Below are 19,135 nucleotides of genomic sequence, written 5' to 3'. Positions count from 1 at the left end.
GCCTGGACATGCCTGGCCCAGGACTCGCGCCGCGCGTGCATCGTTTCCATGTGAATCCCCTGCTGAAAAATACAGAGGATGCGGGCAGGGGTGCTCGAGGAGAAGGTGGGCGGGCTGGACGCTTACTGTCAACGACAGCGCTTTGCCCGACCTTTTCTACGCCTGTGGAGAATTAGGGTCAAGCCTAGAATTTTCGGGAGTTCTGCGGCTGTGGATGAAATCATCCACTAATGGAAATTAGTGGTTTTCCCCAGACAATTGCGTGGGCTTTAGATTTTTTAAGTGAGGTCCATCCAAACAGACCGGCTTTGCAGCCCTGTTTGGATGGACCCGCGTGGACAGACGGATCACTGAGATATGAGGACTGAGCGCTTACTCAGTTGCGCCACGTTTTGCATTTAGGCGAGTGACATTCGCCCCCGTCTGATCGGAGAATTCGCGTGGGCTGACATGCTTCTGCTGATTAGCCTCAAGGTAGCGACTCCACCAGTTCATGATCAGCCTGCGCTCCTCGATGAACTCGGCCTTGTGGATGTAGGCGGCGCGGACGTTATTGCGTTCCTTGTGGCTCATCTGCCGCTCGATAGCTGTGTCCGTCCACAAACTTGACTCAATCAGTGCGCTGCAGGCCATCGAACGAAACCCATGCCCACAGATCTCGGATTTGGTGTCGTACCCCATCTTCCTAAGCGCACTGTTCACCGTGTTTTCGGACATTGGTTTCCAAGACTTGGTATCTCCTGCGAACACCAAGTCAAATTTGCCTGTGATTGCGTGGATCTGCTCGAGCAGGGCGATCGCTTGCGGCGATAAGGGTACAAGATGGATATCTCCTGCCATCTTCGTACCCCTTGTGGAAAAGGGTACGCCTTCCAACGCTGGTCGCGTGTCGGGTATTTCCCAGACACCACGTTTGAGGTCGAACTCGCTCCAACGGGCGAAGCGCAGTTCGCTGGAGCGTACAAACACGTGCAGCGACAGCATCACCGTCAGCCGGGTAAGTGCGCGACCTTTATAGGTGGCGATCCGTCCCTGCAATTCAGGCAAACGCGATAAGGATAAGGCGGGGCGGTGAACGACCCGCGAGGCTTTGATCGAGCCTACCAGGTCGTAAGCAGGGTTTACGGTGATAAGCCGGAGGCGCTTTGCCTCGCGCATGATGCTCTGAAGGTAGTTTTGTACCCTTAAAGCAATGTCTATCGTTCCGCGCTTCTTAATCGCCTCCAGGGGCCGCATAAGGTCGTGGGTATCAAGGTCGACAATTGCGCGGGAGCCGATCAGCGGGAAGAGGTGAGTTTTGAGGCGACTCATCACTGTCTTGGAATAGTCCGGTGCCCACTTGGCTGACATTTCCGTGTGCCAGCCGAGGGCGACGCTTTCAAAGGTGCGGCCTTTGATCAGAGCGTCCGTCTTGGCTTGGTTCTTCGCTCCTATAGGGTCAATGCCATCCGCCAGCATTCGCTTGACCTCCAAGCGCTTGCGACGCGCATCAGCGAGGCCAACGATGGGGTAGTTGCCGAATGAGGTCAGTCCTTCCCGACCATCAGGTTTGACGTATCTGAGACGCCAGCCTTTGCGGCCATTGGGTTGGACTAGAAGGTAAAGGCCGTCGCCGTCGAAAAGCTTATAGGCGCGGTTTGTGGGCTTGGCCGAACGGCAAGCGGCGTTGGAGAGTGGAGCAGTAGTGCGCGACATAAGGGTACTCCCTATTATCGAACTGAACTTTATCCCAAACTCTACCCTTAAAATGGCTGGTATCCACCAGAATCCGACAGAACGCCAAAACGAAAAAATCCGCCAGAAGGCGGTTTTTTCGGAGGTTCCAGAGATTTTGAAAGCCTTCTCTGGACCCTAGTCTGGCTCCACGACCTGGACTCGAACCAGGGACCCAATGATTAACAGTCATTTGCTCTACCAACTGAGCTATCGCGGAATGCGCCGTATGTTACTGATTAAAAAGAAGAAGTCAAGCATCCTCTGACACTTTCCGTAAATCGCCCCCCTGCCCGCTTGAATACGACGGCTCCTTGGCAAGATCCAACCAGGCCCGTGCCGCCGGTGGCAGGTGGGCGCTGGCGCGCCAGGCCAGGGCGATGTGCCAATCGGTGTGGGGCTCGTCCAGGGGGATCAAGGCGATGCCGGGGTGTTGGTGTTTGTGCGCCAGCATCCGGGGCAGGAAGGCGACGCCCAGCCCGGCGGTGACCAGGTCGACGATAAAGTCTATTTGCCCACTGCGAGCGGTGACTTTGGGTGTCACGCCTTTACGTTCGCAGGCGCTGAGGATCTTGGCGTTGAGGGCAAAGCCGGCTTCGAACAGGATGAACGGCGAGTCGGCCAGGTCGGTGAAGTCGATGCGCTTGCGCCGGGCCAATGGGTGGCCCATGGGCAACACGGCGATCAATGGCTCGTTGCGCACCGGTTGGTAGTCGAAGCCTTCATCAACCGGTAGCAGCAAGGCGGCGAGGTCAACCTCCCCCGCTTCCAGGCATTCGCGCAGCCTTTTACTGCCGTATTCGGTCAGTTCGATGTCGATGCCCGGGTAGCGGCTGCGGTAAGTGGCAAACATGGCCGCGAACAGCACGCCGCACCCTACCGGCGGCAGACCGATGCGCAGCACGCCGCGCTTGAGACCGCGCAGGTCGTTGATTTCGGCCATCAGGTCGGTGCGTTCGGCGAGCATTACCAAGGCGCGGCGGTAGGCAATTTCACCGGCGGCGGTGAGTTCGTTCTTGTGGCCGAGACGATTGAGCAGTGGCATGCCTAATTCGTCCTCAAGGGTCTTGACCGCTTTGCTGACGGTGGACTGGGTCAGGGCAACCACTTCGGCCGCCTGGGAGAACCCACCCTGGCGCACCACTTCGACAAACGCACGCAGTGTTCGTAGGTTCATCAGTATTCCTATAACGACTGGATGGCAGTGATAAAAGTTGTTTTCATCATGGCATAACTTTGCTTAGGGTGTAGCACTTTGCCCTGTGGAGACACCGTCGATGATCATCTCGTCCGCTTCCGACTACCGCGCTGCGGCCAAGCGCAAGTTGCCGCGCTTTCTGTTCGATTACATCGACGGCGGCGCTTACGCTGAGCACACGTTGCGCGCCAACAGTTCGGACCTGGCCGAGATCAGCCTGCGTCAACGCATCCTGCGCAATGTCGACGACCTGAGCCTTACCACCCAGCTGTTCGGCACCGAACTGGCGATGCCGGTGATCCTCAGCCCGGTCGGCCTGACCGGCATGTATGCGCGACGCGGTGAAGTGCAAGCGGCCAAAGCGGCGGCCAACAAACACATCCCCTTTTGCCTGTCGACGGTGTCGGTGTGTTCGATTGAGGAAGTGGCTTCTCAGAGCCCGCAGTCGATCTGGTTCCAGCTGTATGTGCTCAAGGATCGCGGCTTCATGCGCAACGCCCTGGAGCGGGCGCAGGCCGCCGGGGTGACCACGCTGGTGTTTACCGTAGATATGCCCACACCCGGCGCACGCTACCGCGACGCTCACTCGGGCATGTCCGGCCCCTATGCGGCGCAACGGCGCATGTTGCAGGCGGTGACCAAGCCGCAATGGGCCTTCGATGTGGGCTTGATGGGCCGGCCCCACGACCTGGGCAATATCTCCAAATACCTGGGCAAACCCACCCACCTGGAAGACTACATTGGCTGGCTGGCCAATAACTTCGACCCGTCGATCAGTTGGAAAGACCTGGAGTGGATCCGCGAGTTCTGGAAAGGCCCGATGATCATCAAGGGCATCCTCGACCCGCAGGATGCCAAGGATGCGGTGAGTTTCGGTGCCGACGGCATCGTGGTCTCCAACCATGGCGGCCGCCAGCTCGACGGGGTGCTCTCCACGGCCAAGGCGTTGCCGCCGATTGCCGAAGCGGTGGGCGATGACCTGACCGTGCTGGTGGATTCGGGCATTCGCTCCGGGCTCGACGTGGTGCGCATGCTCGCCCTGGGTGCCAAGGCGTGTCTGCTGGGGCGTGCCACCGCCTATGCGCTGGCCGCCGAGGGCCAGCATGGGGTGGAGAACCTTTTGGATATCTTTGCCAAGGAAATGCGCGTGGCCATGACCCTGACCGGGGTCACCTCCATCGCGCAGATCGACCGTACCACCCTGGTCTAGTGGTGATGGGTGCGGTGTACTTTGTTCACGAATAACCGAAGCGTTGTTTATTTGCGACAAGCAACTCGCCCCACCGAAACAGTTACGTCAACCGGGCTGGCGGCAACGCTGGCCCCAATCAGCCAAATAACTGACGCCATGCTTTAACGGACTTTTCTTACTTAAAAATTAGTTAATTGATTTATAAGGATTTTTGCCAACTCAATACACTTGGCATGAATCTCGCTCTAGTACTGTTCAAGCAGGTTCGGCGATGACAAGACGTGCGGCAGTGCCCCGGGGTTATAACCCAAGGAAAAGCGGTTTAAACTGTTTCCAATGTTTTACGGAACTGACGGATCAGTAAGACGCTTGGCACTCGCCACTCTCATCCCGCCTGTAAGACAGCCCAGTGCTTAGAGGCCACCCGCTTATGAAAACCCCCACCCAGACCAACGCAATTGACTTTGACAGTGCCAAATTGCAACGCCTGGGATTTGGCCAGCCATCCTTACGCCCACGCCGCCCCGCCACCCTCGCCGAACTTCGCCAGCAACTGAACCAGCAGTTGCAGACCAGCCTGGAGCCGGAGCGCATCCTGGGTCTGTTCTTTCGTGAGGTACAGCGCCTGGTGCCGCTGGACGCGCTGCAATACCGTCACGCCGCCAGCGACCTGCGCCTGGAGTTTGGCCACCGGGGTCATCACTCCGTCAGCTACACCCTGAGCCATGAAGGCGAGCACCTGGGGGAACTGGTCTTTCGTCGCAACCAGCGGTTGCTTGAAGAGGAGTTGAGCCAGCTTGAACTGCTGCTGGTGACCTTGCTTTATCCGATGCGCAACGCCCTGCTCTACCGCGCCGCCACCCGCAGCGCCCTGCGCGACCCGTTGACCGAAACCGGCAACCGTGTGGCCATGGACCAGACGCTGCAGCGAGAAATCGACATGGCACGCCGGCACCTGCACCCGCTGTCGTTGTTGATGCTGGACATCGACCATTTCAAGAAAATCAACGACACCCATGGGCATGCCGCGGGCGATAGCGTGCTGCGCGCCGTGGCGGGGGCGATCAAACGCCAATTGCGTAACGTGGACATGGTGTTCCGGTTTGGCGGGGAAGAGTTTTTGATCCTGCTGTCCAATACCGGTCGCGATGCCGCGAGGATGGTGGGAGAGCGCCTGCGCCAGGCGGCACAAGCCCAGGACTACTGGGTGGAGGGCACGCGAATCGAACTGACCGTGAGCCTCGGTTGCTCGACACTGCTGGCGGCCGAGTCGGCTGAAAGCCTGCTGCGTCGGGCCGATAATGCGTTGTACGTGGCCAAGCGCGAAGGTCGCAACCGCTTGGCGATGGCGGGGTAAAGTCAGTTGTGGCGAGGGAGCTTGCTCCCTCTCCACAGTTACCGCTACGCCTCGCTGGCGATGCGCACAGGGCGCTCGCGAACGGCTGGCGCCTTGTCTTTCTCCGCATTCTCTAGACGCATGCAGCTTTCCAGGAACAAGTGCATGTAGTCGTAGCTCTTGCACACCGCCTGGCGTAACTCTTCCTGCAGGGCCTTGCTCGGGTTGGTCCCGGCCAGGGTGCAGATGATTTCCAGGGCTTCCCAAGGGTGGGCGTCGTCGTACTGGGCGTGCATCTTCAGCCACTTCATCGCCCGCTTGCGATCTTCCTCCGGGAAGGCGGCAGCATAAACACCGGTAGAGCAGACCACGGCGGACCACTCTCCCGTCGCCCCCTCGATCGCGTAGTTGGTGGCGGCAATCGCGACGATCAATGCATCGGCCGAGCTGGTGTGCCAGCACCAATGGCTCAGGGCGTGCAACTCGGGCGGTACCTCCTGCGCTTGCAGCTCTTCAAGGCTGACGCCGTGAGCCCGTGCCCAATTGACCCAGTAGTCGGCATGGTTGAGCTCCACACGAATGTTGCGCATCAGCCAACGGCGCGCCATATCCTCCCCAGGATGACGGGCAAACTTGGTCTTGGTCAGGTTCTGCGCCATGTACAAGGCAAACTGTTCCACCACCGGCCAACCACCAATGAGGTAGTGGCGCATGGTCTTGGCGCTGAGGGCGTTGTCACGCATGCGCTGATACAGTTCGTGCTCGACAACCCGACGCTTGCTCTCGCTACAGTCCCGGATCAATTGCTGCGCCCAGGCGGGGTAACTCGAGGCTTCCATAAGCGGGCCGGTTCTGTTGAATGTGTCGATCACTGTGGGGCTCCTTTTCAAGTGTGATTGTACAGACCAGCAAATGTTTCAGCGGAAAGTGCCGGGCGCCTTGAATAACAGTGGCTGCGGCCGCTCAGGTCGGCACTGCAAGCTATCAAAGGTAAACAATTGCGGGCGTTCAATCAGGTAGCCCTGAGCGTAATCCACACCTATCTCAAGTAAAGCCTGTTCGATCTGCGGTGTTTCAACAAACTCGGCAATTGTGCGCTTACCCATGACGTGGCCGATGTGGTTGATCACTTCGACCATGGCGCGGTTAATCGGGTCGTCCAGCATATCCTTTACGAAACTTCCATCGATCTTCAGGAAGTCTACAGGTAAATGTTTCAAATATGCGAATGAGGACATTCCGGCGCAAAAGTCATCGAGGGAAAAATGGCAGCCTAACGCTTTGAGTTCATTAATAAATCGAATCGCGCTGCCCAAATTGGCTATAGCGCTGGTTTCAGTTATTTCAAAACAAATCATTTCCGGTGGAATGTTGTAAGTATCGAATTTCTGACGTAAAAATCCTAAAAAGTCATCGTCGCCAATGGTTATTCCTGACAGATTAATCGCACACATGGCCATGGGTCGGCCCGGACGCTCATGCATGCAACGGGCGATAATCTTGAATACGTTTTCCACTACCCAACGGTCCAGGGACGTCATCAAGCCGTAACGTTCGGCCGCCGGAATAAAACTGTTGGGCAAAATGATCCGCCCCGCTTCGTCATGCAGGCGCAAGAGAATTTCAATGTGCCCATTGCCGGCGTCGGTAGGGCCCAACGGCGCAATTTCCTGGGCGTAGAGGCAAAAACGGTCTTCCTCAAGGGCAATATGCAGCCGCTGTACCCAGGCCATCTCGCCGAACCGCAGAGACAATTCCGAGTCATCGACGTGGTAGACCTGCACGCGGTTGCGCCCTTTTTCCTTGGCCATGTAGCACGCCATGTCGGCGGCGCGCAGGGAGGTTTCCAGGGTGGTCGGGGTTTGCGAGATATGCACCAGGCCGATGCTGACAGTGGTCATGAAGGGCCGCCCCTTCCACACGAAGTGCAAGCTCTGCACGGTATGGCGCAGGCTCTCGGCGATTTTTTCCGCCACCGGCGCCGGGCAGTTCTCCAGCAGGATGCCAAACTCGTCGCCGCCCAACCGAGCCAAGGTGTCGCCCTCGCGCAGGTCCGACTGCAGCAACGCGCAGATGTGGCGCAGCAGCTCATCCCCCGCCGCATGGCCACAGGTGTCATTGACCAGCTTGAACTGGTCGAGGTCGAGGAACATCAAGGCATGTCGCCCGCTTTGCTGGCGCGCGACCTGTTGCAGCACCTGTTCAAGCCGGAACTCGAACTCACGACGGTTGGCCAGGCCGGTCAAGGCGTCGTGGGTGGCCTGCCAGGAAAGGTTGGCGATGTACTGACGTTCCTGGGTCATGTCGTGCAACACCAGCACCGCACCGCTGATCTTGCCAGCGCTGCGGATCGGCGCGCCCACCAGGGTGACCGAGACCGTTCTGCCGTCCAGGCGCTGGATCAGCTTGGAATGCTCGCTGCCGCCGCTGAACTGGCCCTTGACGATGTGTTCAATCAGGGTGAAGCCGTCGGGCTCGGCGTTTTCATCCAACAGCTTGAACAGCGCCGCCAGCGGCAGGCCCTGGGCCTGCTCCGAGCGCCAGTGGGTCAGAGCTTCGGCTGCAGGGTTCATGTAAGCAATGGCCCCGTCGACGTCGGTGGTAATCACGCCGTCGCCAATCGACTCCAAAGTGATCTGCGCCCGCTCCTTCTCTGCTTGCAGCGCATCGGCAAAGGCATGACGCTGGGCCAGCAACTTGTGGGTGCGCAGCAACGCCAACACGATCAGGCCCAGGGCGGTCGCCAGGTTGGTGATCAACAACAGCCGCAGGATCATCCGCGAACCTTCGCCCAGGGCATCGCTGAACGCCTTGGCAGCGGGTGTCACCCCTTCATTGATGGCCGTGATGCGCGCCTTCCAACTATGGACATCATCATCGCTGACGTAGCCGGAGGTAATGGCGCCGTGCATCTCCTGGGCCAGCTCATCCAACTGCACCAGGTAGCCGTCGCCCACTGTCCACAGCTCAATGGCTTTTTCCAGGTAACTGAAATGGCGGAAGTTGAGGTACAGCCAGATCAGGCTGGAAACGTCATCCGGATGGTTGCCGCCCTTGAGAATCCCCAGGCGCGCGGCCTCCATGTCGGGATTGGGACGGTCCAGGGCAATGCGCAATTCATGCCCGCCCTGGGGCACGGCAATGGCCTGCTGGTATTTGAGGTAGGTGGCGTCGTTGCGGTTATCGGCGTAGAGGGTCAGGTAGTAAATGGCGTCTTTCTGGCCCTTGGACCACAGGCTTTCGCCCGCCACATAGCCCCGCACTGCCGAAAGCACGTAGAGACTGACGCAGCCTAACAATGCCTGGAACAACACGACGGCGATAAAGGGCCAGACAATACCCAGCAGGCGTGGCGTTCCGAGAGTCCGCTTTTGCTTCATGAAGTCCCTTACACATGCACAGCTTGATACGCACGCGAAAATCCGCTCCCGATAGCACAGCCTAAGCTAAATCAACGCACTTGTTGCAAGTGTCCGTACAGTTTGGCGTACAGCCCGCCATCGGCAATTAACTGCTGGTGGTCGCCATCTTCGGCAATGTGCCCGCCATCGAACACCAACACTCGGTCAGCCTGCTTCACCGCAGACAGCCGGTGGGCGATGATCAGTGTAGTACGCCCGCTGAGAAACCGCGCCAGTGCCTGGTGCAGGTTGTACTCGGTCGCTGCATCCAATGCAGACGTGGCCTCGTCCAGAATCACCACTTTAGGCTCGGCGAGCACCATGCGGGCAATGGCCAGGCGTTGCCGCTGGCCACCGGAAAAGCGCACGCCCGAACGCCCGACCACGCTGTCCAGGCCAAAAGGCAGTGCTTTGACGGTAGCATCCAGTTGGGCGATTTCCAGCGCCTGCCAGCAGGCTTGATCGGTGCGGGTACGGCCCATGGTCAGGTTGGCGCGCACGGTGTCGTTGAACAGCGCCGGGTGTTGCAGCACCACCGCGACGTTCTCGCGGATGGTTTCCAGGCCGATCTCCTGCTGGGTGGCAGCGCCAAAACGAATACTGCCGGCCTGGGGCGTATAGAGCCCCAGCAACAGTTGCACCAGGGTGCTTTTACCGCCGCCGCTGGCACCGACAATCGCCACCTTCTCACCCGGTGCGATGGCCAGGTTCAACTGGTTGAGCACCAGGTCTTCGCCGTAGCCAAAGTCGAGGCCACGCACTTCGATGCCGACGGTCTCGCGCCCGCTGAACGGGTCTGCGCCGCCTGGGTATTGCGGTTCATCGGCACGCGCCAACAGCTCGTTGATCCGCGACAGCGCGCCCCCCGCCGCGTAATAGGCGTATTGCAGGTTCAACAGTTGTTCCACCGGGCCGATCATGAACCACAGGTAACTGAATACCGCGAGCATCTGGCCGATGGACAGGTCGGAAAACAGCACGGTGAGCATGGCTGCAGCGCGGAAGATGTCGATACCAAACTGGAACAGCAAGCCACTGGCGCGGCTCGACGCGTCGGTTTTCCACTGGGAATGGATGGCGTAGTCACGCACTTCCTGGGCACGCTGGCCCAGGCGCCCGAGGAAAAAGCCTTGGCGGTTGCCGGCGCGCACTTCCTGGATGGCATCCAGGGTTTCGGTCAGCGCCTGGGTAAAGCGCGAAGTACTGTCGTTTTCCAGCTTCTTGAGGTGCTTGACGCGCTTGCCCAACTGCACCGTGGCGTAGATCACCAGCGGGTTGAACAACAGGATCAACAACGCCAGTTGCCAATGCATCCACACCAGGATCGCCGAGGTGCCGACCAGGGTCAGCATCGCTACCAGGAAACGGCTGAGGGTTTCGCCGACGAATTTGTCCAGGGTGTCCAGGTCGGTCACCAGGTGGGTGGTGACCGTACCACTGCCCAGGCTTTCGTACTCACCCAGGGAGATACGCTTGAGACGCTCGATCAGGCGCACGCGGATGCGGTACACGATGTCCTTGGCCAAGCGCGCAAACAGCCGCGCCTGCACCACGTTGAACACCAACGCGCCGCAACGCAGGGCCAGGGTAACCAAGAGCATCAGGCCGATATAGCCAGCGGCTTTTTGCCAACCCAGGGGCAGCGCGTGGTTCATTACCTTGAGGGCGGCATCGCCATGGCCCAGCAGCACTTCGTCCACCAGCAACGGCAACAACAGCGGGATAGGCACGCTGCACAGGGTGGCGAGCACGGCGACGCCGTTGGCGACCCACAGGGATTTCTTGTGGCGCAGGGCCAGGCGGCGAATTTCTGCCCAGGTCAGGCGGTCGGTGCGTGGAGGCTGTTCATACACAGGCAGCTCGCTCCAGCCATCGACCCAGTAACGGCGACAGCTCGGACAGCGGCTGGTAACCATTGGTCAGCAAGGCCAACTGGCCATTGCGCTCGGCCAGCAGGGTCGGGAACCCGGCAATGCCCAGGTCCTGCACCCAAGTAAAATCGGCCGCCGTGGCCGCGTGCTGATCGGCACGGTCGAACTCGCCGGCAAACTCGATGCGTGGAATACCGGCCTGCTCGGCCAGTTCCACCAGCACAGGGGCGAGGGTCACGTCCCGCCCTTCGACATAGAACGCGCGCTGGATCAGCCCCAGCAGCGTCCAGGCGCAATCCGGCGCCAGGCTGCGTGCGGTGACGATAGCGCGGCACGCAGGCTCAGTGTCGTAGACAAACCCGTCGGGCAACGCGCCCTCACGCTTGAACGGCTGGCCGGTGGCGTCGGTGACGGCTTGCCAGTGTTCAAGGATGTAGCGCCGGGTAGTCGGCTCCAGCGCCGCGCCGCTGCCGGTGCGCAAGCCGCCCACCACCAGGTGCACGTCCACGCCGGCCGCCTGGGCCTGCTCTACCAGCGCTTGTGCCACCGGGGCAAAGCCCCAGCACCAGGAACACATCGGGTCCATTACATAGAGCAGGCGCGCAGACATGGCTCAGACCTCGGAAGGGGTTTGCTTGTAGTTGTAACCAATCGGGTGCGGCATATTGCGGGCCTTGGCCAGTTCGATCTGCTTCTGGCGGTCGATCGCACTGCGACGGGTCTTCTCCGGCAGCTTATCCCAGCAATGGGGGCAACTGATGCCGGCCACATAATGCTCGGAAGCGCGGTCTTCTATGCTCACCGGTGTGCGGCAGGCATGACATTGATCGTAGTCGCCTTCGCTCAAGTCGTGGCGCACGGTCACGCGATTGTCGAACACAAAGCAGTCGCCCTGCCATTTGGTTTCTTCCTGGGGCACTTCTTCGAGGTACTTCAGGATACCGCCCTTGAGGTGGTAGACCTCATCGAAGCCTTCGCTGAGCATGTAGCTCGACGCCTTCTCACAGCGGATGCCGCCGGTGCAGAACATGGCGACCTTCTTGTGCTTGGCCGGGTCAAAGTTGGCTTTGATATAGTCGGGAAATTCGCGAAAACTGGTGGTTTTCGGGTCGATTGCGCCTTCAAAGGTGCCAATGGACACTTCGTAGTCGTTACGGGTGTCGATCAACAATACTTCCGGGTCGCTGATCAGCGCGTTCCAATCCTGCGGGTCGACGTAGGTACCGACTTTTTTGTTCGGGTCGACGCCTTCAACGCCCAGGGTCACGATCTCTTTCTTGAGTTTGACCTTGGTGCGATAGAACGGCTGGTCGTCGCAGTAGGATTCCTTGTGGTCGATATCGACCATGCGCGGGTCTTTTTTCAGCCACGCCATCAGGCCGTCAATGCCTTCGCGGCTGCCGGAAACGGTGCCGTTGATGCCTTCTTCAGCGATCAGCAAGGTGCCTTTGATGCCGTTATCGACCATCGCCTGCAACAGGGGCTCGCGCAGGGCGACGTAATCTTCGAGGGTGACGAACTTATACAGTGCCGCCACGACAATCGGTTGACTCATGGGTGTTCTCTCCAGGTGGCTACCCTCGTAAGGGGTGAACCGGATGCAAAAAAAACGCGCCGGCTAAGCGGCGCGTTGCGGATTCTATCAGGGTTACCCCGTCAATGTCCGCCGGCGCAGGTCGGCGAGGCCGGGGCTGCGTCGATTGTCGCCCATTCTTCGGGCGTATAGGTATGCAGCGCAAGCGCATGAAATTCGCTCATCAGGCTACCCAGGGTGGCGTAGACCTTCTGGTGGCGCTTGACGCGATTAAGCCCCTCGAACTGCTGGCTGACCAGCACGGCCTTGAAGTGGGTCTGCAACCCACGGCTGTGCATGTGGCTTTCATCCAGCACGCTCAGATGTTCCGGGGCCAGGTCGGCAAGGGCCGTTTCGATACGCTGTTGCATGGTCATTCCTGCTTACTTCTTCTTGGCCGGTGCGGCGGCTTTTGGCGCCAGCTCGTTGGTCATGTCTTCCAACAGCTTGTTCACCACCGGTACGGCGCTTTCCAGCTTGGCCTGGGTCATCTGGGCCGACTGCTGGGTCAGCTGGGGCATTTTTTCCAGGACTTTCTTGCCAAGTGGCGACTGGTAGAACGCTACCAGGTCCTTGAGCTCGGATTCGCTGAAGTTGGTGGTGTAGAGCTTGACCATGTCTGGCTTGAGCTTCGGCCAGCCGATGGCCTGGTCCAGAGCGGCGTTGGCCTTGGCCTGGTAGCTGTCCAGTACGGACTGCTTGGCGGCAGGTGCCTTGGTCTGTTCGAAACGCTGGGCGAACATTTGCTGCACTTGCATGTACACCGGGGTCCCCAGCTTGTCAGCATGGGCCAGGGTAAGGAAGGCTTCGGCACTGGCGTTGTGGCTGGCGGTATCGGCAAGAACCTGGCCGCTGGCGCAAACCAGAGCAACCGCGGTACAGATGGCACGAAGACGAGTCATCGAGTTTCCTTTTCTAGCAGGCGAGGTAAGACCCCAAGGGCGACCATTCTGCGCCTAAAAAACCTCGCGGCTCAACCCCACCCCATGGCAAGCCCCGGTTTCACGGGGCGCGGTGACACAAAAGCGCTTTTAGGGAACCCACGCTGGCCGCCAGGGCCTAAACTGACCAATCACGACTGGATAAGGAGGGTGACCGATGAGCCGTATCGAAACCGACAGCCTGGGGGAAGTACAGGTCCCTGATGACGCCTATTGGGGCGCGCAAACCCAACGTTCGCTGGTCAATTTCGCGATTGGCGAGCAGCGCATGCCGCTGGCGGTATTGCATGCACTGGCCTTGATCAAGAAGGCTGCGGCACGGGTCAACGACCGTAACGGCGACCTGCCCGCCGACATCGCCCGCCTGATCGAGCAGGCTGCCGACGAGATCCTGGACGGCCAGCATGACGACCAGTTCCCGCTGGTGGTCTGGCAGACCGGCAGTGGCACCCAAAGCAACATGAACGCCAACGAAGTGATCGCTGGCCGCGCCAACGAACTGGCTGGCAACAACCGCGGCGGCAAGAGCCCGGTGCACCCTAACGATCACGTCAACCGTTCCCAGAGCTCCAACGACTGCTTCCCCACCGCCATGAGCATTGCCGCGGTGCAAGCGGTGAACAAGCAACTGCTGCCGGCGATCGCCACTTTGTCCGGCGGCCTGGCGGAATTGGCCGCTCGGCATATGAAGCTGGTCAAGACCGGCCGCACCCACATGATGGACGCCACGCCGATCACCTTCGGCCAGGAGCTGTCGGCGTTTATCGCCCAGCTCGATTATGCCGAACGTGCGATCCGCAGCGCCCTGCCCGCGGTGTGCGAACTGGCCCAGGGCGGTACCGCCGTCGGCACTGGCCTCAATGCGCCCCATGGTTTTGGCGAGGCGATTGCTTCCGAGCTGGCGGCGTTGTCGGGCTTGCCTTTTGTGACCGCGCCGAACAAATTCGCCGCCCTCTCCGGCCATGAGCCGCTGGTGACCCTGCACGGCGCGCTGAAAACCCTGGCCGTGGCGCTGATGAAGATCGCCAACGACCTGCGCCTGCTGGGCTCCGGCCCTCGCGCCGGGCTGGCCGAAGTCAAGTTGCCGGCCAACGAACCGGGCAGTTCGATCATGCCGGGCAAGGTCAACCCCACCCAATGCGAAGCGCTGTCGATGCTGGCCTGCCAGGTGCTGGGCAACGACGTGACCATCGGCATGGCCGCCAGCCAGGGGCACTTGCAGTTGAACGTGTACAAGCCGGTGATCATCCACAACCTGCTGGAGTCGATCCGCCTGCTGGCCGACGGCTGCAACAACTTCCAGGAGCATTGCATTGCCGGCCTCGAACCCGACGCCGAGCAAATGGCCCAACATTTGGAACGCGGGCTAATGCTGGTCACCGCCCTCAACCCGCATATCGGCTACGACAAGTCGGCCGAGATCGCCAAGAAGGCTTACGCCGAAGGGCTGACACTGCGTGAGGCTGCACTGGAACTCGGCTATCTTAACGATGCCGAGTTTGACCAGTGGGTACGCCCGGAAAACATGCTCGGCGCTTAAACTGACATCCGCAGCCGCCGGGCCCTGAGCCCGGCGAGCAGCGAAGGCGCCAGCGCCACCATCGCCGAGCCCGTCACCACCACTAGCGCCCCCACATACCCCAAGGCATTGATCTCTTCGGCTTGCACATAGTCCGGCCATAGCCACGCCGCTACCGCCACGGCTACGAAGGTCACCAGGGGCGTCAACGCCAGGGTTGCACTGACCCGCGAAGCTTCCCAATGCGCCAGGGCTTCGGCAAATGCGCCGTAGGCCACCAGCGTATTCATGCAGCACGCCAGCAGCAGCCAGCCTTGCAGCGGGCTCAACTGCAACGCCTCCAGCGGATGTGCCCAAGGGGTGAGCAACAGCGCGCACGACAGATAGATCACCATCATCACCTGCAGCGAATTCCACACCGTCAGCAACTGCTTCTGACCCAGTGCATAGAACACCCAGATGGTGGTGGCGAGCAGGATCGTCAGCACACCGGCGGTGTAGGTGCCCATGGACGTCAGCAATTCCACCAGACGTTGGTTGAAGAACAAACCAAAGCCTGCGATCAGCACCAACAACCCCACTCCCTGCCCCAGGCTGAAGCGCTCCTTGAACACAAACACACTGGCTACCATCAGAAAGATCGGCCCCATCTGCACCACCAACTGCGCCGTGCCCGGGCTGAGCATTTTCAGGCCCACCAGGTACAACACGTAGTTGCCCACCAGGCCACACACCGCCATGCCCACCAGCCAACCACCCTTGGGGCCAAGCACTTTGCGGCTGGGCAAGCGTTTGGTAGCGGCCAGGTAAACGAACAGGCAAGTGCCCGCTACCATGAGGCGAAACCAAGTCACGGTGATCGGGTCCATCACCTGCAATACTTGCTTGAGCTTGATCGGAAGAATGCCCCACAGAAACGCGGTCAGCAGGGTCAGGAAAAAACCGTAGACCCAGCGGCCGGAAGAGATGTGCATGAGTGCCCCGGATGCCAGAGGAAGTGGAACAGGCATTCTAGGGGCAAGTCACTGAGTTCGGATACGTCACAGTCTTGAATGGGGGAGCTGGCTTGCAAGCGATGGCCATAGGCATCTATATAAATTTCATAGGTTGTTGCAGCCAACGGTAACCACGATGCGAAGCGAGCCGCTCTTGATCTGGCTCTTGATCTGCTTTTGATTTTGATCTTAAGCGCCCCGTTAAACCACGCTGGCCGAACGCAGGTTTGAATTCGTGGGTAACCCGGCAGGACGCCGGTTTAGCCGCCCCGCGCCATGGATGGCGCGTGGCGGCGGCCCACGGATTCAAGCCTGCGTTCGGGCACACCGAGCCTAGGCGAGGTGCCGAGTGGTGGGGCAAGAGCCCTTTGGTTACTTTGGGGCTTTTCCAAAGTGACCCGCCGTCAGGCGGAACCCTAGGTGGCCGTTACCGCAGAAATGGATATGTACTCGCTATTACAGTGTCGCCTGCCAGGCCGCCTTCGCGAGCAGGCCCGCTCCCACAGTTGGGTTGTGGGGTGTCAGGGAGAGAAGTATCGGCTAGTAGGCCGTCATCGCAGGCAAGCCAGCTCCCACATTAGCCCTCCCACACTGGCGCTGTTCCAACCGCAATCAGCGTACGGCTTCGAAAAGCCCGGTAGCGCCCATCCCGCCCCCCACGCACATGGTGACAATCCCGTAACGCAAATTGCGCCGTTGCAACTCGCGCACCAGGTGCCCCACCTGCCGCGAACCGGTCATGCCAAACGGATGCCCAATGGAAATCGAGCCACCGTTGACGTTGTACTTGGCATTATCAATCTCCAGGCGATTACGCGCGTAGAGGCACTGAGAAGCAAAGGCCTCATTGAGTTCCCACAGGTCGATGTCCGCCACCTGCAAGCCCTTGGCCTTGAGCAACTTGGGCACCGAGAACACCGGGCCAATGCCCATTTCATCCGGCTCGCAACCGGCCACGGTAAAACCCCGGAAAAAGGCCTTAGGCTTGAGCCCCAGTTCCAAGGCTTTTTCCAGGCTCATCACCAGGGTCATCGACGCACCGTCGGAAAGCTGCGAGGAGTTACCTGCCGTCACCGACCCATCCTCGGCAAATACCGGCTTCAAGCCGCTGAGGCTCGCCAGGGTGGTGTCCGGGCGGTTGCAGTCATCCCGGTCGACCACGCCGTCCAGGATCTGCACCGCGCCAGTGTTCTTATCCTCGACCTTGTACTTGACCGCCATCGGCACGATTTCATCATTGAACAAGCCATCAGCCTGGGCCTGGGCAGTGCGCTGCTGGCTTTGCAGCGCGTAAAGGTCCTGGTCTTCGCGGCTGACGTGATAACGCCGCGCAACGATTTCGGCGGTCTGGCCCATGGGGAAGTAAATGCCCGGCACCTGTTCTTTAAGCAGCGGGTTGATCAGGTTATCGGTGTTGACGCTCTTCATGGTCAGGCTGATGGACTCCACGCCACCGGCGACAATGATGTCGCTGCAACCCGAAGCGATCTGGTTGGCGGCAATGGCAATCGCCTGCAAGCCCGAGGAACAGAAACGGTTGAGGGTCATGCCCGCCGTACCGGTACCCAGTTGCGAAAGCACCGCCACGTTACGCCCGATGTTATAGCCCTGGGCGCCTTCGTTGGAGCCGGCACCGACAATGCAATCTTCCACCGTCGCCGGGTCGATACCGTTGCGGGCCAGCAGCGCATTGACACAATGGGCCGCCATGTCATCGGGACGGGTCTGGTTGAACTTGCCGCGAAAGGATTTGGCCAGGCCGGTTCGCACGCTGTCGACGATCACTACTTCACGCATGGGCTACCTCGATCTTGTGGTTGTGGGTCGAGGATAGAGCCGGGCCGGGCCGACTGCGATGATCATTCACTGCGTGGATGCAAAAGCATGGGGTCTCTATGGTTCTCTGTAGGAGCGAGCTTGCTCGCGAAAAACTAATAGGCGCCGCGTTCACTCAGGAAGCACGCGTTATCGTTGACGTTTTTCGCGAGCAAGCTCGCTCCTACAGGCTATTTCTTTTTCTTTTTGTCGTGCTTGTCGGTTTTATCAAACGCCTCTTCCAGCGCACGGTTGATGGTGCGCAGCACCTTGACCCGCGCCCAGCGCTTGTCGTTGGCTTCCACCAGCGTCCAGGGCGCCACCTCGGTGCTGGTGCGGTCAACCATGTCGCCCACCGCCGCGCGATAGTCGTCCCACTTGTCGCGGTTGCGCCAGTCGTCTTCGGTGATCTTGAAGCGTTTGAAGGGGATTTCTTCACGGGCCTGGAAGCGCTCCAGCTGCGTCTCCTTGTCGATAGCCAGCCAGAACTTGACCACGATCACCCCCGCATCGCGTAGCTGCTCTTCAAAGTCATTGATCTCGCCATAGGCACGCATCCAGTCTGCCGGGGTGCAGAAACCTTCGATACGCTCCACCAGCACGCGGCCGTACCAGGAGCGGTCAAACACGGTGAACATGCCGCGCGCCGGGATCTTCTGCCAGAACCGCCATAGATACGGCTGGGCCCGTTCGTCTTCGCTGGGCGCGGCAATCGGCACGATGTGGTACTGACGCGGGTCCAGTGCCGCCGCCACCCGACGGATCGCCCCGCCCTTGCCCGCCGCGTCGTTGCCCTCGAACACACTCACCAGGGCGTGCTTGCGCATGCGTTTGTCGCGCATCAGGCCAGAGAAGCGTGCCTGTTCGGTAATCAGTTGTTCTTCGTAATCGTCCTTGTCCAGGCGCAGGGTCATGTCGAGGCTGTCGAGCAGGCTCTTTTGGTCCACCGAGGCCAGCAACGGCGCCGGGTTCATGCCGCTGGCCTTGACCTTGGCCTGCTTCAGGGCACTTTGCAGCCCATCCAGCAGGATCTTGCCCACGGTCAGCCCACGGTAATGCGGGTCGACACCTTCGATCACATGCCACGGCGCGTAATCGCGGCTGGTACGGCGCAGCACGCGCTCACCGAAATGCACGAACTTGTCGTAGGTCTTGGACTGCTGCCAGTCCAATGGGCTGATGCGCCAGCTGTGCAGCGGGTCGTCGGCCAGGGCCTTGAGGCGCGCCTTCATCTGTTTTTTGGACAGGTGGAACCAGAACTTGAAGATCAGCGCACCTTCATCGCAGAGCATCTTTTCCAGACGCTCGGCGCCGGCGATGGCCTGGTCCAGGCGCGCATCCTTGATCTGCCCATGCACGCGGCCTTGCAGCATCTGGCTGTACCAGTTGCCGAAGAAAATGCCCATGCGGCCCTTGGCCGGCAGTTGCCGCCAGTAGCGCCAGGCCGGTGGGCGCGCCAGTTCTTCGTCGGTCTGCTGGTCGAAGGTGCGCACTTCGATCAGGCGCGGGTCCATCCATTCATTGAGCAGCTTGACGGTTTCACCCTTGCCCGCGCCCTCGATGCTGGTGATCATCCTGATC

15 protein-coding genes and 1 tRNA gene are annotated in these 19,135 nt (G+C 60.0%); 3 read left to right on the top strand and 13 right to left on the bottom strand.

Going from position 1 to position 19,135, the window contains the following annotated elements:
• Positions 1-372: 372 nt before the first annotated feature.
• The 3 genes from GIW04_RS15635 to GIW04_RS15625 all read right to left on the bottom strand — a co-directional run bounded on the left by GIW04_RS15635 (position 373) and on the right by GIW04_RS15625 (position 2,890).
• Positions 373-1,695, bottom strand: a complete 1,323-nt coding sequence (locus GIW04_RS15635; RefSeq protein WP_169918709.1) for a tyrosine-type recombinase/integrase — start codon at positions 1,693-1,695, stop codon at positions 373-375.
• Between the two features lie 162 nt (positions 1,696-1,857).
• Positions 1,858-1,933 (bottom strand) — tRNA-Asn (locus tag GIW04_RS15630).
• 33 nt (positions 1,934-1,966) lie between these two features.
• Positions 1,967-2,890 carry a LysR family transcriptional regulator gene (locus GIW04_RS15625; RefSeq protein ID WP_120248386.1) on the bottom strand — a complete coding sequence of 308 codons (924 nt, stop codon included), beginning with the start codon at positions 2,888-2,890 and terminating at the stop codon, positions 1,967-1,969.
• 100 nt (positions 2,891-2,990) lie between these two features.
• On the opposite strand from GIW04_RS15625, the gene lldD reads away from it, so the two are divergent.
• Complete coding sequence (gene lldD / locus GIW04_RS15620) at positions 2,991-4,121, top strand: FMN-dependent L-lactate dehydrogenase LldD (RefSeq protein WP_003192725.1); 1,131 nt, start codon at positions 2,991-2,993, stop codon at positions 4,119-4,121.
• Between the two features lie 412 nt (positions 4,122-4,533).
• Complete coding sequence (locus tag GIW04_RS15615) at positions 4,534-5,460, top strand: GGDEF domain-containing protein (protein ID WP_014719251.1); 927 nt, start codon at positions 4,534-4,536, stop codon at positions 5,458-5,460.
• A 44-nt stretch (positions 5,461-5,504) separates the two neighbouring features.
• On the opposite strand, the gene GIW04_RS15610 is transcribed toward GIW04_RS15615, so the two are convergent.
• The 7 genes from GIW04_RS15610 to GIW04_RS15580 form a co-directional block, all read right to left on the bottom strand.
• The gene (locus GIW04_RS15610) at positions 5,505-6,278 is read right to left on the bottom strand and encodes a TenA family transcriptional regulator (RefSeq protein ID WP_186354238.1); all 774 of its coding nucleotides are present in this window, start codon (positions 6,276-6,278) and stop codon (positions 5,505-5,507) included.
• A gap of 78 nt (positions 6,279-6,356) precedes the next feature.
• Positions 6,357-8,819: an EAL domain-containing protein gene (locus GIW04_RS15605; RefSeq protein ID WP_120248387.1), complete on the bottom strand. Its 2,463-nt coding sequence runs from the start codon at positions 8,817-8,819 to the stop codon at positions 6,357-6,359.
• 71 nt (positions 8,820-8,890) lie between these two features.
• Complete coding sequence (locus GIW04_RS15600) at positions 8,891-10,693, bottom strand: ABC transporter ATP-binding protein (protein WP_003192731.1); 1,803 nt, start codon at positions 10,691-10,693, stop codon at positions 8,891-8,893.
• Positions 10,686-11,321: a DsbA family protein gene (locus GIW04_RS15595; protein WP_003192732.1), complete on the bottom strand. Its 636-nt coding sequence runs from the start codon at positions 11,319-11,321 to the stop codon at positions 10,686-10,688. Before GIW04_RS15595 ends, GIW04_RS15600 begins: the two co-directional genes overlap by 8 nt.
• A gap of 3 nt (positions 11,322-11,324) precedes the next feature.
• Complete coding sequence (trhO, locus tag GIW04_RS15590; RefSeq protein WP_120248388.1) at positions 11,325-12,266, bottom strand: oxygen-dependent tRNA uridine(34) hydroxylase TrhO; 942 nt, start codon at positions 12,264-12,266, stop codon at positions 11,325-11,327.
• 101 nt (positions 12,267-12,367) lie between these two features.
• Positions 12,368-12,661, bottom strand: a complete 294-nt coding sequence (locus GIW04_RS15585) for a BolA family protein (protein ID WP_003192734.1) — start codon at positions 12,659-12,661, stop codon at positions 12,368-12,370.
• Positions 12,662-12,667: 6 nt separating this feature from the next.
• Positions 12,668-13,186: a DUF2059 domain-containing protein gene (locus GIW04_RS15580; protein ID WP_014719258.1), complete on the bottom strand. Its 519-nt coding sequence runs from the start codon at positions 13,184-13,186 to the stop codon at positions 12,668-12,670.
• A gap of 196 nt (positions 13,187-13,382) precedes the next feature.
• Here GIW04_RS15580 and GIW04_RS15575 point away from each other — a divergent pair, with 196 nt between their 5' ends.
• Positions 13,383-14,765, top strand: coding sequence for a class II fumarate hydratase (locus GIW04_RS15575; protein WP_120248389.1), 1,383 nt, complete (start codon positions 13,383-13,385; stop codon positions 14,763-14,765).
• Here GIW04_RS15575 and GIW04_RS15570 read toward each other — a convergent pair.
• The 3 genes from GIW04_RS15570 to pap form a co-directional block, all read right to left on the bottom strand.
• The gene (locus GIW04_RS15570; RefSeq protein ID WP_014719260.1) at positions 14,762-15,718 is read right to left on the bottom strand and encodes a DMT family transporter; all 957 of its coding nucleotides are present in this window, start codon (positions 15,716-15,718) and stop codon (positions 14,762-14,764) included. The genes GIW04_RS15575 and GIW04_RS15570 overlap by 4 nt on opposite strands.
• A 633-nt stretch (positions 15,719-16,351) precedes the next feature.
• On the bottom strand, positions 16,352-17,536 hold the full coding sequence (locus tag GIW04_RS15565) for a thiolase family protein (protein WP_003192745.1): 1,185 nt from the start codon (positions 17,534-17,536) through the stop codon (positions 16,352-16,354).
• A gap of 209 nt (positions 17,537-17,745) precedes the next feature.
• On the bottom strand, positions 17,746-19,135 hold a 1,390-nt coding region (pap, locus tag GIW04_RS15560; RefSeq protein ID WP_236479043.1), incomplete at its 5' end, for a polyphosphate:AMP phosphotransferase.

Source organism: Pseudomonas sp. PA-4-8C (genome assembly GCF_021606625.1).
Taxonomy (GTDB): Bacteria; Pseudomonadota; Gammaproteobacteria; order Pseudomonadales; family Pseudomonadaceae; genus Aquipseudomonas; species Aquipseudomonas lactis.
Note: the sequence above shows the minus strand (reverse complement) of the source record. Positions and strands in the feature narration are given on the sequence as shown.

Excerpts from the sequence above, each read along its gene's own strand:
- GIW04_RS15635 (WP_169918709.1), bottom strand. The coding sequence starts at position 1,695 with ATGTCGCGCACTACTGCTCCACTCTCCAACGCCGCTTGCCGTTCGGCC.
- GIW04_RS15625 (WP_120248386.1), bottom strand. The coding sequence starts at position 2,890 with ATGAACCTACGAACACTGCGTGCGTTTGTCGAAGTGGTGCGCCAGGGT.
- lldD (WP_003192725.1), top strand. The coding sequence starts at position 2,991 with ATGATCATCTCGTCCGCTTCCGACTACCGCGCTGCGGCCAAGCGCAAG.
- GIW04_RS15615 (WP_014719251.1), top strand. The coding sequence starts at position 4,534 with ATGAAAACCCCCACCCAGACCAACGCAATTGACTTTGACAGTGCCAAA.
- GIW04_RS15610 (WP_186354238.1), bottom strand. The coding sequence starts at position 6,278 with ATGGAAGCCTCGAGTTACCCCGCCTGGGCGCAGCAATTGATCCGGGAC.
- GIW04_RS15605 (WP_120248387.1), bottom strand. The coding sequence starts at position 8,819 with ATGAAGCAAAAGCGGACTCTCGGAACGCCACGCCTGCTGGGTATTGTC.
- GIW04_RS15595 (WP_003192732.1), bottom strand. The coding sequence starts at position 11,321 with ATGTCTGCGCGCCTGCTCTATGTAATGGACCCGATGTGTTCCTGGTGC.
- trhO (WP_120248388.1), bottom strand. The coding sequence starts at position 12,266 with ATGAGTCAACCGATTGTCGTGGCGGCACTGTATAAGTTCGTCACCCTC.
- GIW04_RS15585 (WP_003192734.1), bottom strand. The coding sequence starts at position 12,661 with ATGACCATGCAACAGCGTATCGAAACGGCCCTTGCCGACCTGGCCCCG.
- GIW04_RS15580 (WP_014719258.1), bottom strand. The coding sequence starts at position 13,186 with ATGACTCGTCTTCGTGCCATCTGTACCGCGGTTGCTCTGGTTTGCGCC.
- GIW04_RS15575 (WP_120248389.1), top strand. The coding sequence starts at position 13,383 with ATGAGCCGTATCGAAACCGACAGCCTGGGGGAAGTACAGGTCCCTGAT.
- GIW04_RS15570 (WP_014719260.1), bottom strand. The coding sequence starts at position 15,718 with ATGCACATCTCTTCCGGCCGCTGGGTCTACGGTTTTTTCCTGACCCTG.
- GIW04_RS15565 (WP_003192745.1), bottom strand. The coding sequence starts at position 17,536 with ATGCGTGAAGTAGTGATCGTCGACAGCGTGCGAACCGGCCTGGCCAAA.